The 14,977-nt window shown below is 40.6% G+C and carries 17 protein-coding genes; 13 read left to right on the top strand and 4 right to left on the bottom strand.

The features are described 5' to 3' along the window. The gene (gene mlaE, locus A6E04_RS13425; RefSeq protein WP_158007230.1) at nt 1–777 is read right to left on the bottom strand and encodes a lipid asymmetry maintenance ABC transporter permease subunit MlaE; all 777 of its coding nucleotides are present in this window, start codon (nt 775–777) and stop codon (nt 1–3) included. Nucleotides 778–787: 10 nt separating this feature from the next. Next, nucleotides 788–1,594 (bottom strand): phospholipid ABC transporter ATP-binding protein MlaF, encoded by an 807-nt coding sequence (gene mlaF / locus A6E04_RS13420; protein ID WP_017022389.1) that lies wholly within the window; start codon nt 1,592–1,594, stop codon nt 788–790. A 198-nt stretch (nt 1,595–1,792) separates the two neighbouring features. Between mlaF and A6E04_RS13415 the strand changes: the two genes are divergently transcribed. The 12 genes from A6E04_RS13415 to mgtE all read left to right on the top strand — a co-directional run bounded on the left by A6E04_RS13415 (nt 1,793) and on the right by mgtE (nt 11,342). Further along, entirely contained in the window at nt 1,793–2,761 is a 969-nt protein-coding gene (locus A6E04_RS13415; RefSeq protein WP_012549316.1) for a calcium/sodium antiporter, read from the top strand. A gap of 203 nt (nt 2,762–2,964) precedes the next feature. Further along, nucleotides 2,965–3,939: a KpsF/GutQ family sugar-phosphate isomerase gene (locus A6E04_RS13410; RefSeq protein WP_023604073.1), complete on the top strand. Its 975-nt coding sequence runs from the start codon at nt 2,965–2,967 to the stop codon at nt 3,937–3,939. Then, nucleotides 3,939–4,496, top strand: coding sequence for a 3-deoxy-manno-octulosonate-8-phosphatase KdsC (gene kdsC / locus A6E04_RS13405; protein ID WP_023604072.1), 558 nt, complete (start codon nt 3,939–3,941; stop codon nt 4,494–4,496). Before A6E04_RS13410 ends, kdsC begins: the two co-directional genes overlap by 1 nt. After that, complete coding sequence (gene lptC, locus A6E04_RS13400; RefSeq protein ID WP_023604071.1) at nt 4,493–5,056, top strand: LPS export ABC transporter periplasmic protein LptC; 564 nt, start codon at nt 4,493–4,495, stop codon at nt 5,054–5,056. Before kdsC ends, lptC begins: the two co-directional genes overlap by 4 nt. Next, nucleotides 5,037–5,537 (top strand): lipopolysaccharide transport periplasmic protein LptA, encoded by a 501-nt coding sequence (lptA, locus tag A6E04_RS13395; RefSeq protein ID WP_017022385.1) that lies wholly within the window; start codon nt 5,037–5,039, stop codon nt 5,535–5,537. Before lptC ends, lptA begins: the two co-directional genes overlap by 20 nt. A 2-nt stretch (nt 5,538–5,539) precedes the next feature. After that, the gene (gene lptB / locus A6E04_RS13390) at nt 5,540–6,265 is read left to right on the top strand and encodes an LPS export ABC transporter ATP-binding protein (protein WP_012549311.1); all 726 of its coding nucleotides are present in this window, start codon (nt 5,540–5,542) and stop codon (nt 6,263–6,265) included. 26 nt (nt 6,266–6,291) lie between these two features. Then, nucleotides 6,292–7,761 carry an RNA polymerase factor sigma-54 gene (locus tag A6E04_RS13385; RefSeq protein ID WP_017022383.1) on the top strand — a complete coding sequence of 490 codons (1,470 nt, stop codon included), beginning with the start codon at nt 6,292–6,294 and terminating at the stop codon, nt 7,759–7,761. Between the two features lie 19 nt (nt 7,762–7,780). After that, nucleotides 7,781–8,068, top strand: coding sequence for a ribosome hibernation promoting factor (gene hpf / locus A6E04_RS13380; RefSeq protein WP_012549309.1), 288 nt, complete (start codon nt 7,781–7,783; stop codon nt 8,066–8,068). A 1-nt stretch (nt 8,069) separates the two neighbouring features. Beyond that, the gene (ptsN, locus tag A6E04_RS13375; RefSeq protein WP_012549308.1) at nt 8,070–8,516 is read left to right on the top strand and encodes a PTS IIA-like nitrogen regulatory protein PtsN; all 447 of its coding nucleotides are present in this window, start codon (nt 8,070–8,072) and stop codon (nt 8,514–8,516) included. A 23-nt stretch (nt 8,517–8,539) separates the two neighbouring features. Next, entirely contained in the window at nt 8,540–9,394 is an 855-nt protein-coding gene (gene rapZ / locus A6E04_RS13370) for an RNase adapter RapZ (RefSeq protein WP_012549307.1), read from the top strand. Nucleotides 9,395–9,396: 2 nt separating this feature from the next. Continuing rightward, nucleotides 9,397–9,675, top strand: coding sequence for an HPr family phosphocarrier protein (locus A6E04_RS13365; protein WP_012549306.1), 279 nt, complete (start codon nt 9,397–9,399; stop codon nt 9,673–9,675). Between the two features lie 311 nt (nt 9,676–9,986). Then, nucleotides 9,987–11,342 carry a magnesium transporter gene (gene mgtE, locus A6E04_RS13360; RefSeq protein WP_017022382.1) on the top strand — a complete coding sequence of 452 codons (1,356 nt, stop codon included), beginning with the start codon at nt 9,987–9,989 and terminating at the stop codon, nt 11,340–11,342. Between the two features lie 84 nt (nt 11,343–11,426). Here mgtE and pmbA read toward each other — a convergent pair whose 3' ends face one another. Beyond that, nucleotides 11,427–12,770, bottom strand: a complete 1,344-nt coding sequence (gene pmbA, locus A6E04_RS13355; RefSeq protein ID WP_012549304.1) for a metalloprotease PmbA — start codon at nt 12,768–12,770, stop codon at nt 11,427–11,429. A gap of 118 nt (nt 12,771–12,888) precedes the next feature. Between pmbA and yjgA the strand changes: the two genes are divergently transcribed. Next, on the top strand, nt 12,889–13,419 hold the full coding sequence (yjgA, locus tag A6E04_RS13350) for a ribosome biogenesis factor YjgA (RefSeq protein ID WP_023604070.1): 531 nt from the start codon (nt 12,889–12,891) through the stop codon (nt 13,417–13,419). 97 nt (nt 13,420–13,516) lie between these two features. Here the strand turns inward: yjgA and tldD are convergent, their stop codons facing one another. Beyond that, complete coding sequence (tldD, locus tag A6E04_RS13345) at nt 13,517–14,962, bottom strand: metalloprotease TldD (RefSeq protein WP_017022380.1); 1,446 nt, start codon at nt 14,960–14,962, stop codon at nt 13,517–13,519. Nucleotides 14,963–14,977 lie beyond the last annotated feature (15 nt).

Raw genomic sequence — 14,977 nt, 5'->3', positions numbered from 1 at the left:
TTAATTCCCAAACATCAGTGCTGTAAGCACAAAATCAATACCTAATACCGCCAGTGACGAATGCACTACCGTTCGTGTTGTTGCTAATGAGATCCCTTCTGACGTTGGGGTCGCATCATAGCCATTAAATAAAGCAATCCATGTCACGACAAACGCAAACACAACACACTTAATTAAACTGTTAACAATGTCGTGGCGTACATCGACCGATGCTTGCATTACTGACCAAAAGCTTCCGTGATCAATACCTTTCCATTCAACACCAACAATTTGCCCACCCCATATACCTACAGCCATAAAAATCATCGCCAGTAATGGCATTGAAATAACACCCGCCCATAAGCGTGGGGCAATAATACGACGCAAAGGATCTATCGCCATCATTTCCATACTAGACAACTGCTCAGTCGTTTTCATTAACCCTATTTCTGCCGTTAATGCGGAGCCGGCACGCCCAGCAAATAAGAGTGCGGTAACCACAGGGCCTAATTCACGTAATAACGAAAGTGACACCAATTGGCCGAGACTGGTTTCTGCACCGTAATCGACTAAAATCACATAACCTTGAAGGCTTATCACCATGCCGATAAACAGCCCAGAGACCACGATAATAACAAGCGATAACACACCGACTGAATACAGCTGTTGCAATAATAATGGAAACATTCTTACGGGTTGAGGCTTTGCAATGATCGCTCCAAAAAGCATAAAAGTCGCTCGACCAATAGCTTCACACGTTGAAAGCGCTCGCTTACCAATATTTTCAACAAATAAGATTAAAGAGAAATTACTCACCAGAAAATAACTCCTCAGCTAATGGTTTCGACGGAAAGCGAAAAGGAACGGGTCCGTCAGAGCGGCCATCTAAAAATTGTCGTACTTGAGGGTCTGGATTATTTTCTAGCTCGAAAGGAGAACCTTGAGCAATAATTTTACCGTTAGCCAATAAATAGACATGATCAGCAATACTCATGACTTCAGGAACATCATGAGAAACAACAACCGAAGTTAACCCTAATGCGTCATTCAAATTACGAATTAGCTCAACCAAAACACCCATAGTGATGGGATCTTGCCCAACAAAGGGTTCATCGTACATGATCAAATCAGGATCTAACGCGATGGCTCGCGCCAATGCAGCACGACGCGCCATACCACCAGACAATTCGCTTGGCATTAATTCTGAAGCCCCACGTAAACCCACCGCTTCTAACTTCAATAACACCAATGTTCGAATAAATTCTTCTGATAATTGAGTATGCTCACGCAATGGAAAAGCCACATTATCAAACACATTCATGTCGGTAAATAGAGCCCCAGATTGAAACAGCATCCCCATTTTTTTTCGGGCTAAATACAGGGCTTTTCGTCCCAATTTAGGAATATTCCACCCTTCAAAATGTATATCGCCTGATTCGGGTAAAATCTGTCCGCCAATCAAGCGCAACAACGTTGTTTTACCTATCCCAGAAGGCCCCATAATTGCGGTTATTTTGCCTTTTGGAACAAACAAACTAATATCATCAAAAATAACTCGATTTCCTCGTCTAAAGGTTAAGTTATCTACTTTTACTAAAATGGGCTGTGTATCCATATCACCACTTATTCATTTAAAACCATTCACCCTACGTATTAATGAAGTATACGTGAACTGGTTATAGTCTCTATGATTTTTTCCTTTAACTTAGAAACCACCATTTAAAGACAACCTTTTTCCTTTCTTTTTTGTCATATAAACGTCAAAATTAGGGGTTAACTATAATAATCATCATTACAAAAGGAAATTAATACAATGACAGAGCTGCTTATGCCATCTCTACTTCTTGTCGTAGGACTCTCTTTACTTGTTTGGGGCGCCGATAAATTGGTATTTGGTTCTGCCGCATTAGCGAAGAACTATGGTATCTCTCCCCTTGTCATTGGTATGACTATATTAGCGATGGGTTCATCTGCCCCAGAAATGATGGTTTCTGCTGCTGCCGCCCTAGATGGAAAAACAGACACCGCTGTTGGTAATGTCATTGGCTCTAACATCGCTAACATTGCATTAATTTTAGGTATTACTGCCTTAATTAAACCATTAGCCATTAGCTCTGGCATCATTCGCCGTGAATTACCTCTGATGTTGATCGTAACATTATTGGCTGGTGGCATCATGTATGATAATTACCTAGGATTTAATGAAGGTATTTTACTTGTTGCTCTTTTCATCGCTTTTATTCTTGCGATGTTATATATCAGCCGTAAAGAACAACCCAATGGTGACACACTACTTAATGAGCAAGAATCAGAGATCCCTGATGGTGTTCCTAACGGAAAAGCGATTTTCTGGGTCGTTGTTGGCCTTGCACTGTTACCATTAGGCGCAAATATGCTGATTGATAACGCGGTTATTATTGCAAAACATTTTGGTATGAGTGATTTAGTTATTGGTTTAACAATTATTGCTATCGGAACAAGTCTTCCTGAACTTGCCGCATCTGTTGCGGGTGTATTGAAAGGCGAAGATGACATGGCTGTTGGTAACATTATTGGTTCTAACGTATTCAATATTCTTGCCGTTATGGGGATCCCTGCACTTCTACACCCATCAAGTATCAGTGAATATATTATGAGCCGTGACTTCTACGTAATGTTAGGCGTTTCTGTTTTACTTCTTATTATGGCGTTGGGTAAAAGTCGCAGTATTAACCGTATTGAAGGTGGTATTTTAGTGACGTGTTTCCTTATATATCAAGGATTCCTTTTCTACACGATGTAATCATCTACCCCGTTTAATAGAAAAATAGGTAGGTTAGTTAATAAAAAACACTTTATTAATTAGCTACCTATCTATTTTTTACCTCCCCCTCCTTATAACTACCTCCGCAGCCTTGAACTACCTCTGGTATATGGCATAATAATTGTATACGCTATTCATCTAAACCATACATCTGCTATAACCAAAATAAAGGTGGTAACCCGATGGCAACTCAGTTTGATTTCTGCAAAGCAGGAAAGAATGTTCTTCAAATTGAAATTGATGCACTTACCCAACTGAACAATTACATCAATGATGATTTTACTAAAGCATGTCAATTAATGCTGGAATGCAAACGTAAAGTCGTTGTAATGGGAATGGGGAAATCGGGACACATAGGCAAAAAGATAGCAGCGACATTGGCAAGTACAGGTACTCCCTCTTTCTTTGTGCATCCAGGCGAAGCAAGTCATGGCGATTTAGGCATGATAGAAAAAGGGGATGTCATTTTGGCTATATCAAACTCAGGAGAAGCGGCCGAAATATTAGCGCTTCTGCCTGTCATTAAACGCCAAGGTATTACGTTAATCACCATGACAAGCAAATCAAGCTCAAGCATGGCAAACGTGGCAGATGTAAATCTACTCATCACCGTTCCACAAGAAGCATGCCCGCTTGCTTTGGCTCCAACATCTAGCACAACAGCAACGCTAGTCATGGGGGATGCATTAGCAATGGCTCTTTTAGAAGCTCGTGGATTCACCTCTGATGACTTTGCACTATCTCACCCGGGTGGTGCTCTTGGTCGTAAGTTATTACTTCATCTTGCAGATATCATGCACACAGACGATGAATTACCAATGGTAACGTCAGACGCATTAATTAAAACGGCCTTATTAGAAGTCTCAGAAAAAGGCCTCGGTATGACCGCTATCGTTGATGAAAACCAAAAAGTGATTGGCATCTTTACCGATGGTGATTTACGTCGCCTTCTGGATAATCGCATTGACATTCACACACAAACCATTGGTGAAGTTATGGCTCATACTCCTTCAGTTGCAAGCCCTAATTTATTGGCTGTTGAAGGGCTAAACCTAATGCAAGATAAAAAAATTAATGGCTTATTGCTATGCGATGAAAACAATCGCTTAGTCGGCGCATTGAATATGCATGACCTTCTAAAAGCAGGAGTAATGTAATGCCAACCATGATCGAAACCCTTTATGGTGAAGTTGAAGAATCAATCTTCTCTATCGCTAAAACAATAAAACTGCTCATTTGTGATGTTGATGGTGTCTTTTCTGACGGCCTTGTTTATATGGGCAATGACGGTGAAGAATTAAAAACCTTTCATACTCGCGATGGATATGGTGTTAAATCATTAATGTCCGCGGGTGTTGAAGTTGCAATTATTACAGGACGCAACTCTCAAATTGTAGAAAATAGAATGAGAGCACTTGGTATTTCACTTATCTACCAAGGCCAAGACAATAAATTACAAGCATATGAAGATATTTTAACTAAACTCAACATAGCACCTGAACATACGGGTTACATCGGTGATGATCTGATCGATTGGCCCGTAATGGAAAAGGTGGCACTTAAAGTCTCCGTTGCCGATGGTCATCCCCTACTGGTTAAACGTGCAAACTATGTGACAACAATTAAAGGCGGTCACGGTGCGGTTCGTGAAGTAAGCGACCTTATCTTGGAAGCAAAAGGGGAATTAGAGCAACATAAAGGCTTAAGTATATGACCCTAAGACACCTTTTTATGACCTTATTGTTATTGATCGCAAGTTGGTCAGGCTATTACTTGTATTATGAATACGCAAAAAGCGAACAACAAGTAATTCCTGACCTACAAACGCCTGTTTTTACAGGTAAAAATGTCAGTAATAATAACTATGATGAAAATGGCGTTCGCAATTACCAAATAAATGCAAAAGCACTTGCTCGCTTTGCTCAAACAGGTAACACCGATTTTACCGTACCTCATTTGTTCGTATTTAAAGAAGGCAAAGTAAAAGAATGGGAAATAATTTCAGATGTTGGTGTCCTAAATGAAGATCATACCCTCTATTTAACAGGAAACGTCATTATCAAAAACCTGTTACCTGAAGCTGCCTTTGACACCATGACAACTGACAGCATGACGATCGAACTTACCACAAAAGATTTTATGACAGATGATGTCGTCAATCTGGTTGGCCCAACTTTCGAAACTACTGGTGTAGGAATGAAAGGTAATTTCACTAGCCAACAAACGACCCTATTAGAGAATGTACAAGGTATCTATGAAGCTTTCACACGTTAGTCTACTTGCCGGTTTATTATTCAGTTCTTCAAGTTGGGCATTGAGCACCGATACAGAACAACCGATCCATATTAATTCAGACACTCAAAACTTTGATATGCAAAGTAACAGAGTGACCTTCAACGGTGATGTTACTTTAAAGCAAGGCAGCATTAAGATATTTGCAGATAAACTCATTGTTATACGTCCTCAAGGCCAAGAAGGCAGAGAAATTCTTGAAGCGTATGGAAAACCCGCTCGTTTTAGTCAATTAACCGATGACGGTAAAACACTGAAAGGGAAAGCAAATAAATTACGTTATGAGTTAGAAAATGAATTTCTAACAATGACGGATAATGCAGAACTAACCCAAGACGACAGTGTTATTCAGGGTAAAGTGATTACCTATAATATGAAGACACAAAAGTTAATTGCGGATGGTGGTAAAGACGAACGAGTCACTACTATTCTCCAACCTAGTCAATTAAATAAAAAACAATAATTATGGCCATATTAGAAGCAAAAAACCTCGCAAAAACATACGGCAGCCGTAAAGTCGTTTCTGATGTAAGCCTAACGGTTGAATCAGGGAAAATTGTTGGCCTTCTTGGCCCTAACGGCGCGGGTAAAACAACGTCTTTCTATATGATTGTTGGTCTAGTGTCTCGCGATGAAGGCTCTATCACTATTGATGGTGTCGATATTTCACTTCAACCGATGCATAACCGTTCAAAAATGGGCATTGGCTATTTACCTCAAGAAGCGTCTATTTTTAGAAAACTGTCCGTATTCGATAACATCATGGCAGTGCTTCAAACTCGCAAGGATTTATCTAAAGCAGAACGCTTGGATAAACTTGAGGAGTTATTGGATGAATTTAATATTCAGCACATTCGCAACAGCAACGGTATGGCTCTTTCTGGTGGCGAACGTCGTCGAGTTGAAATCGCTCGTGCATTAGCAGCAAATCCAAAGTTCATTTTACTTGATGAACCTTTTGCCGGTGTTGATCCTATTTCTGTAATCGACATCAAAAAAATCATTCAACATTTAAGAGATCGAGGGTTAGGTGTGTTAATTACAGACCACAACGTTCGTGAAACTCTCGATGTGTGTGAACACGCTTATATCGTAAGCCAAGGTCATATGATTGCAAACGGTACCCCCGAACACGTATTAAATGATGAACATGTAAAACGCGTTTATCTTGGTGATCAATTTAAGTTGTAATGGATTAATAAAGGTATCGCTAAATAATGAAAGCATCTCTTCAGCTAAAAATGGGCCAACAGCTTGCAATGACTCCTCAGTTGCAGCAAGCCATTCGATTATTGCAATTATCGACACTTGACCTGCAGCAAGAGATTCAAGAAGCTCTCGACTCTAACCCTCTTCTTGATGTCGAAGAAGAGCAATTAAGCACGCCTGAAAGTTTACTGTCTCCTGAACCAACACCAGAAAAAGAAACCGCCACAGCAGAACAAGAACCTTCTGTCACTGACAGCAGTGATGTCATTGATAGCAATAATATTTCTGAAGAATTAGAGATGGATGCTAGTTGGGATGATGTTTACAGTGCAAACAGCGGCAGTACTGGATTAGCGATTGATGATGACACCCCATTATACCAAGGTGAAACCACCGAAAGTTTGCAAGATTATTTAATGTGGCAAGCAGAACTAACTCCATTTACGGAAGTCGATCGCGCTATCGCAACCACCATTATTGAGTCATTAGATGAATATGGTTATCTAACCATTAGTTTAGATGACGTACTCGAAAGCATTGGAAATGAAGAAGTCGAGCTCGATGAAGTTGAAGCCGTTCTCAAACGCATTCAACATTTTGACCCTCTCGGCGTCGCTTCTCGAGATCTCGCTGAATGTTTAATGATCCAATTAGCGACCTATCCAGTAGATACTCCTTGGCTACCAGAAACTCAATTAATCTTAACAAAGCATATTAATTTATTAGGTAATCGTGACTACCGACAGTTAGCAAAAGAGACTAAGCTAAAAGAGTGCGATTTAAAACAAGTGATGATGCTTATCCATCAATTGGACCCTCGCCCAGGCAACCGAGTCATCGACACTGATACTGAGTATGTTATTCCTGATGTTTCTGTCTTTAAGCATAATGGAAAATGGGTCGTCACTATAAATCCAGACAGTGTCCCTCGCTTAAAAGTAAATGCTGAATATGCGGCATTAGGAAAAGGCTTAGGCAACAGTCCTGATGGACAATTTATTCGTACGAATTTACAAGAAGCAAAATGGTTAATTAAAAGCTTAGAGAGCAGAAACGAGACTCTGCTCAAAGTTGCACGCTGTATAGTTGAACATCAACAAGATTTCTTCGAGTATGGTGAAGAAGCGATGAAACCAATGGTATTGAATGACATCGCTTTAGACGTTGAAATGCACGAATCCACCATATCGCGCGTAACAACACAAAAATTCATGCATACCCCTCGTGGTATTTTTGAATTGAAATATTTCTTCTCTAGTCATGTTAGTACGGACAGCGGCGGTGAATGCTCATCCACGGCAATCCGGGCACTAGTGAAAAAATTAGTGGCAGCAGAGAATCAAGCCAAGCCACTAAGTGACAGTAAAATTGCGACCTTACTGGCTGAACAAGGCATACAAGTGGCACGACGAACCATTGCTAAATATCGTGAATCACTGGGTATTGCCCCATCAAATCAGCGTAAGCGTTTACTTTAATTAACAGAAAGGAAGTGTTATGCAAATAAACATCACAGGTCAAAACGTCGAACTAACCGATAGCCTTCGTGAGTACGTAGATACTAAATTCCAAAAATTAGAACGTTTTTTTGAACATATTCATAATGTACACGTTGTATTAAAGCTAGAAAAAGTTCACCATGTCGCTGAAGCAACACTTCATGTAAACCAAGGGGACATACACGCTCATTCTGATTCAGAAGATATGTATGCCGCGATTGATGGCTTGGTGGATAAACTTATTCGCCAACTCAATAAACATAAAGAAAAATTAAGTAGTCATTAACATGCAGCTAAGCACCATTCTTTCATTGGATTGTACCAAAAGTGCAGTCCAGTGTACTAGCAAGAAACGCGCACTAGAATTGATCAGTGAAATTGCAGCACCTCAACTGGGTCAAAATCCACAAGCGCTTTTTGAAAGCTTATTAAATCGTGAAAAAATGGGAAGTACAGGCATCGGCAATGGCATTGCTATCCCCCACGGTCGACTTCATAATTGTGATACTGCGGTAGCGGTATTAATCCAATGCCAAGAACCTATAGAGTTCGATTCTATTGATAATCGCCCTGTTGATGTTCTTTTTGCTTTACTTGTTCCTGATGAGCAATGCAAATTACACCTCAAAACACTGTCTAGTGTGGCTGAAAAACTCAATGACAAACAGATCTTACGTCAGCTTCGTCATGCTGAAAGCGATCAAGAGTTGTATCAAATTTTCACATCTGAATAGATTAAAAAGTTAAGGTTATAAACATGAAGCTAATGGTCGTTAGTGGTAATTCAGGCGCCGGTAAATCGGTTGCCCTGCGAGTGTTAGAAGATTTAGGTTATTATTGCGTTGATAATCTACCCGTTGATCTTCTTGCTCAATTTGTTGAATCTATCCAGCACAGTAGTCAGAATGTTGCAGTAAGTGTGGATATCAGAAACTTACCTAAAGACCCTTCATTATTAAAAAACACCTTAACTGAACTCAAAAAATCCCATGATGTCACCGTTATTTTCTTAGATGCTGAAGATAAAGAGCTAATTAAACGTTACAGTGAAACTCGCCGTTTGCACCCCCTCTCTCTCATTGGTGAGCAATGTTCATTAGAACAAGCGGTTGAACTAGAAAAGAGTATTCTTTGCCATTTTAAAGAAGACGCTGATCTCGTATTAGATACGACAAGTAAATCCATTCATGATTTAAGTGAAACACTCCGTTCTCGTATTCTTGGTCGAGAATCAAAAGAATTGGTGATGGTCTTTGAATCATTTGGTTTTAAACACGGCTTACCTACCGATGCAGACTATGTATTTGACGTCCGCTTCTTACCGAACCCACATTGGGAACCGACGTTACGACCAATGACAGGGTTAGATAAGCCCGTTGCAGATTACTTAGAAAAGCACGCTGAAGTCATTCAATTAAAAGAGCAAATACAGCACTTTTTAATGACTTGGTTACCCGCTTTGGAAAAGAATAATCGCAGCTATTTAACCGTCGCAATTGGTTGTACTGGTGGACAACATCGCTCCGTTTACATTACTCAACAACTTGGTGAGTATTTCAAACAGCAAGGCCAGCAAGTTCAAATACGACATAAAACCTTAGAGAGACATTAAGCATGCCTATCTCATCACGTCACCTCCTCATTAAAAACCGCCTCGGATTGCATGCGCGTGCAGCCATTAAATTAGTGGAAATGGCACAAAGTTTTAAGGCAACCATTACGATCACAAATGATGAGAATTTACAGGCAACAGCAGATGGCGTAATGGGACTTCTAATGCTAGATTCAGCTCAAGGTCAATATGTTGATGTCTCAGCGGATGGACCCGATGCAGTACAAGCGCTTAACGCTATTTGCGAACTAATTGAAGCCGGCTTTGATGAAGATGAGTAGATAATACCAATACCATCAACAGTTTGACCTAATCCTCACATAATTCACTTATCGTCCCCTCTAAATTGCGTTACTATTCAGCCCATTATCTAATCTAGATTGTCTATACTCATAATTCGAGTTAACAATCGGTCTTATCCAATAGCCTTAATTCAATGATCTATTTATTACGCAGGGAAACCACCTAAAAGCAAGACAGTGTTGTTTGGTAACTATTTATCCTAGTTACACTATGTCTACGTTGTTATTACGTGATTTAACCAGCAAGAATGTGCAAGTAATTAATATTATTGGAATCCATGGGGGAGAGTATGCAAGAGCTACAAGATTTCGATCAAACCCATCAAACTCTTCAAGAAGTATCTAATGCACTTGATAGTGGGATGTTTGTCCATGTTCGTCGTTTATTACAAGACATGGAACCCGAGGATATTGCCCATTTATTAGAAGCTTCACCGAGGAAGAGCCGTAACGTATTATGGCAACTGACCGATCCTGAAGATTATGGCGAGATCCTCGATGAGCTGTCTGAAGATGTAAAAGACGGCATCGTCTCTAGAATGAATCCTGAGAGCATTGCAGAAGCAACCGAAGGCATGGAGACAGATGATGTCGCTTATGTCCTTCGTAGCTTACCCAACGACCTCTCACGAGAAATATTAAGCCAAATGGACACGGTAGATCGCTTCCGTGTTGAAACTGCCCTATCTTATCCAGAAGATACCGCTGGCGGTATGATGAACACCGATTTCATCACCATTAGAGCGGATGTAGAGATCGACGTAGTTTTACGTTATCTGCGCATGAAAGGCGACCTTCCTGAATCAACCGATGCTTTGTATGTACTTGACGAAGAAAGCCGATTAATTGGCCACCTTTCGTTGACGACATTATTAACCACTCAACAAGACACTTTAGTTAGTGATGTCATGAGTGATGCTGATGAAGCCATTCCTGTAAATACGGATGACGGTGAGGTAGCAAATCTCTTTGAACGTCGTAACTGGGTTTCTGCTCCTGTCGTGGATGAAAATCACTTACTTCTTGGTCGAATCACCATTGATGATGTGGTTGATGTTATTCGTGAAGATGCTGAACACTCAATGATGAGTATGGCGGGTATGGATGATGAAGAAGATACCTTTGCACCCGTTGTAAAATCGGCCCGCCGTCGTAGTGTTTGGTTAGGCATGAACGTACTCGCCGCTTTAGCCGCCGCGTCAGTGTCTAATATGTTTGAAGCCACATTAGCGCAAATGGCCTCCATTGCGGTGTTAATGACCATCGTTCCTTCAATGGGGGGAGTTGCAGGAAATCAAACCGTTGCATTGGTGATCCGTGGTTTAGCCGTTGGTCATATCGGTGACAGTAACCAGAAAGAACTATTAATGAAAGAAGCAGGGATTGGTCTTCTTAATGGTATTTTATGGGCCTCTATCATTGGCGGTATCGTCATGGTTTGGAAAGGTGACATGATGCTTGGCGCGATTATCTCTGCTGCAATGCTCGTTAACCTAACTGTTGCCGGAATTGCAGGCGTAAGTATTCCATTGATCCTAAAGAAAATGAATATCGACCCGGCATTGGCAGGAGGAATGGCACTAACAACCATCACCGATATTATCGGCCTATTTGCTTTTTTAGGCCTCGCCACTATTTTGATGTAATACATAAAAATAACGTATTAAAAAGCGCGCTCTCATAATATGACAGCGCGCTTTTTTTATTCTTTTTATAAAACGATTAAAGTATTACTGACCGGCTATTTTCATCGATTCAATTAGGATTGAACCCGTTTGAATTTGTGAACGTGTTTCTACATCACTACCGACTGCAATAATGTTTTGGTACATTTCTGCTAAGTTGCCCGCAATGGTAATCTCTGACACAGGATATTGGATCTCACCATTCTCAACCCAAAAACCAGCGGCACCACGAGAGTAATCCCCCGTCACCGTATTTACGCCTTGGCCCATAAGCTCAGTAACAAGAAGACCCGTTCCCATTGTTTTGAGCATTTGATCAAAACTTTGGCCTGTTGATTTAACAAACCAGTTATGAATACCACCAGCGTGACCCGTTGGTGTCATATTCAATTTTCGTGCAGCGTAGCTCGTTAGTAAATACGTCGCTAATACGCCATCAGTGATTATTTCACGATCTTGTGTATACAGCCCTTCGCTATCAAATGGACTGCTTGCTAGACCTTTCAATATATGTGGGCGTTCACTCACGTTAAACCAATCTGGTAAGATTTTTTCATTTAACTTATCAAGCATAAACGTTGATTTACGATAAAGGTTTGCTCCGCTAATCGCCATCACAAGATGCCCAATTAAGCCTGTTGCAACATCAGCCGAAAACATGACCGGTACTTTCATCGTATTCAATTTTTGAGCATCTAAACGGCTGACAGTTCGTTCAGCAGCGTCTAAGCCTACTTTTTTCGCATCCCATAAATCATCACGATGACGAGCAACGGTGTAGCTGTAATCTCGCTCCATGTTGCCATTTTTATCAACACCAATGACACTGCAGCTAATACTGTGGCGACTTGATGGATAGCTCGCTAACATGCCATGACTATTACCATAAACCTTAATACCATAATGGCTATCGTAGCTCGCTCCATCACTTTGCTTAATGGATGAATGATAAGCTAAAGCGGCTTCTTCAGCTTCAATTGCCTTTTGTGCGGCATAGTCTGGCTCTGGATCATCAGGATGAAACAAATCTAAATCAGGAATATTTTGCGCCATTAATTCTTTTGGTGCCGGACCTGAAAATGGGTCTTCTGACGTATAATTTGCGATATCAAGCGCAGCTGCTACCGTCTCTTGAATGGCTTTGTCACTTAAATCAGATGTCGATGCGCTGCCTTTTCTATGGCCACGGTAAACCGTAATACCTAATGCGCCATCACGATTAAACTCAACGTTTTCAACCTCTCCCATCAAAGTTGACACACTGATTCCTGTCGTTTTTGTAATCGCAACTTCTGCAGCACTTGCATGCTTAGTTGCCATTTCTAAAGCCTTCGCTACTGCTGCTTCAAGTTCTATTTTTTGATTCATCATTTGGGCTTTTGCATCCATAACATCTGACTGAACATATACATTTTTACTAGAATAACACTCTATGTGATAAATTTGCGCCCAATTATCTATTTATCTTGCTAAAATAGAGAGAATCACCCATTAAAGAATGAAGATCATGGCACGTAAAAATCAAAAAGCTCCTTGGGAAGAAGAAGAAGAGATCATCTGGGTAAGTAGAACCGAGATGAAAAATGACATGGAAGCCATACAAAAATTAGGCGAAGAGCTTGTTGGTTTAAAACCTGCGGTTCTTGCTAAATTTCCATTATCAGAGCTCCTACAAATAGCGATCTTTGATGCACAACGTTTTAGAAACGAAGCAAAACGTCGCCAATTACAATACATTGGCAAACTAATGCGATTAGAAGATCCTGAAGCAATTCAAGCGGCTTTAGATAAAGTGCGTAACAAGCACTCGCAAACAACTATCGCTCTTCAGAAGTTAGAAATCCTACGTGATCGTATGATTGAAACGCCTGATGCAGTGATTGAAGATCTCATGGTGAAATACCCAGAAGCTGATCGCCAACGCTTCCGTCAACTTGCTCGCCAAGCAAAAAAAGAAAAAGAATCGAATAAGCCACCAAAAGCATACCGTGAAATTTTCCAAGTATTAAAAGATTTATATTTAGCAAAAGATCTATAATTCTTCTGATATAAAGAGACAAATAAAAAAGAGCCAAGCATTATTAATGCTTGGCTCTTTTTATATATTTGGATAAACGTAAATTAGCGCACAGAGATTACTCTGTACCACCTACCGTTAATGCATCTAATTTTAGGGTTGGCTGACCAACACCAACGGGAACACTTTGCCCTGCTTTACCACAAACACCAACACCACGATCTAATGATAAATCATTACCGACCATTGATATTTGTTGCATTGCTTCAATACCAGAACCGATTAAAGTTGCCCCTTTCACTGGACGTGTAATCTTACCATCTTCAATTAAGTATGCCTCTGATGCTGAGAATACAAACTTACCAGAGGTAATATCAACCTGACCACCACCGAAATTTGGTGCATAAATGCCTTTTTTAACCGTAGAGATGATCTCTTCTGGTGTATGTTCACCTGGCAGCATATACGTGTTTGTCATACGTGGCATCGGCAGATGAGCATATGACTCACGACGGCCATTCCCTGTAGGTGCTACGCCCATTAAACGAGCATTTAACTTATCTTGCATGTAGCCTTTCAATACGCCATTTTCAATCAATGTATTATATTGACCTGGAACCCCTTCATCATCGACATTCAATGAACCTCGGCGATCAAGCATTGTGCCATCATCAACAATCGTACATACCGAAGACGTCACTTTATCACCCAACTTACCAGAAAAGACAGATGAGCCTTTACGGTTAAAATCACCTTCTAAGCCATGGCCAACCGCTTCATGCAATAAAACACCAGGCCAACCTGAACCTAAAACGACAGGCATCATACCAGCAGGAGCCGCTTCTGCATCAAGATTAACAAGTGCTTGACGAATTGCTTCATCTGCAAATTCAAGAGCGATAGATTTACCATCGACTTCAGTAAGGAAATAATCATAGCCATAACGACCACCACCACCAGCACTACCACGTTCACGCTTATCACCACGTTGAACAAGCACACTGATTGATAGGCGAACAAGAGGGCGGATATCAGCCGCGTAAGTACCATCAAGTGCAGCGACAAGCATTTGCTCATATACACCACTAATACTTACAGAGACTTCTTGAATCAACGGTTCTTTTGCTCGGATATAAACATCCACTTCTTGAAGCAATGCGATTTTCTGTTGCTTATCAAGACTATTAAGAGGATTCATTGGAGCATAAAACTGAGGTATAGATTGAGCCGTAAAGGCATTAACTTTACCGCTGCCACCTTGTTGCACAATGCCACGAGCGGCTTTTGCACTTTGTTTCAAGGCGTCTAAATTAATTTGGTCTGAGTACGCAAACCCTGTTTTCTCGCCTGCAACCGCACGAATACCGACACCACGGTCAATATTAAACGAACCATCTTTAATGATACTGTCTTCAAGAACTAAAGATTCATGCCAACATGACTGAAAATAAATATCAGCGTAATCAACATCTCTTTTAGCAATGCTACTTAACGTTTGAGACAGTTCTTGTTGACCGATCCCAGCTTGATTCAATAAAGATTGTTCTACTTCTTGCAAACTCATTCGGTGTACTCTTTT

Origin of the sequence: Aliivibrio logei, assembly GCF_001691055.1 — a bacterium.
GTDB classification, from domain to species: Bacteria; Pseudomonadota; Gammaproteobacteria; order Enterobacterales; family Vibrionaceae; genus Aliivibrio; species Aliivibrio salmonicida.
Note: the sequence above shows the minus strand (reverse complement) of the source record. Positions and strands in the feature narration are given on the sequence as shown.

Excerpts from the sequence above, each read along its gene's own strand:
- mlaF (WP_017022389.1), bottom strand. The coding sequence starts at position 1,594 with ATGGATACACAGCCCATTTTAGTAAAAGTAGATAACTTAACCTTTAGA.
- A6E04_RS13415 (WP_012549316.1), top strand. The coding sequence starts at position 1,793 with ATGACAGAGCTGCTTATGCCATCTCTACTTCTTGTCGTAGGACTCTCT.
- A6E04_RS13410 (WP_023604073.1), top strand. The coding sequence starts at position 2,965 with ATGGCAACTCAGTTTGATTTCTGCAAAGCAGGAAAGAATGTTCTTCAA.
- kdsC (WP_023604072.1), top strand. The coding sequence starts at position 3,939 with ATGCCAACCATGATCGAAACCCTTTATGGTGAAGTTGAAGAATCAATC.
- lptC (WP_023604071.1), top strand. The coding sequence starts at position 4,493 with ATGACCCTAAGACACCTTTTTATGACCTTATTGTTATTGATCGCAAGT.
- lptA (WP_017022385.1), top strand. The coding sequence starts at position 5,037 with ATGAAGCTTTCACACGTTAGTCTACTTGCCGGTTTATTATTCAGTTCT.
- lptB (WP_012549311.1), top strand. The coding sequence starts at position 5,540 with ATGGCCATATTAGAAGCAAAAAACCTCGCAAAAACATACGGCAGCCGT.
- A6E04_RS13385 (WP_017022383.1), top strand. The coding sequence starts at position 6,292 with ATGAAAGCATCTCTTCAGCTAAAAATGGGCCAACAGCTTGCAATGACT.
- hpf (WP_012549309.1), top strand. The coding sequence starts at position 7,781 with ATGCAAATAAACATCACAGGTCAAAACGTCGAACTAACCGATAGCCTT.
- ptsN (WP_012549308.1), top strand. The coding sequence starts at position 8,070 with ATGCAGCTAAGCACCATTCTTTCATTGGATTGTACCAAAAGTGCAGTC.
- rapZ (WP_012549307.1), top strand. The coding sequence starts at position 8,540 with ATGAAGCTAATGGTCGTTAGTGGTAATTCAGGCGCCGGTAAATCGGTT.
- A6E04_RS13365 (WP_012549306.1), top strand. The coding sequence starts at position 9,397 with ATGCCTATCTCATCACGTCACCTCCTCATTAAAAACCGCCTCGGATTG.
- mgtE (WP_017022382.1), top strand. The coding sequence starts at position 9,987 with ATGCAAGAGCTACAAGATTTCGATCAAACCCATCAAACTCTTCAAGAA.
- pmbA (WP_012549304.1), bottom strand. The coding sequence starts at position 12,770 with ATGGATGCAAAAGCCCAAATGATGAATCAAAAAATAGAACTTGAAGCA.
- yjgA (WP_023604070.1), top strand. The coding sequence starts at position 12,889 with ATGGCACGTAAAAATCAAAAAGCTCCTTGGGAAGAAGAAGAAGAGATC.
- tldD (WP_017022380.1), bottom strand. The coding sequence starts at position 14,962 with ATGAGTTTGCAAGAAGTAGAACAATCTTTATTGAATCAAGCTGGGATC.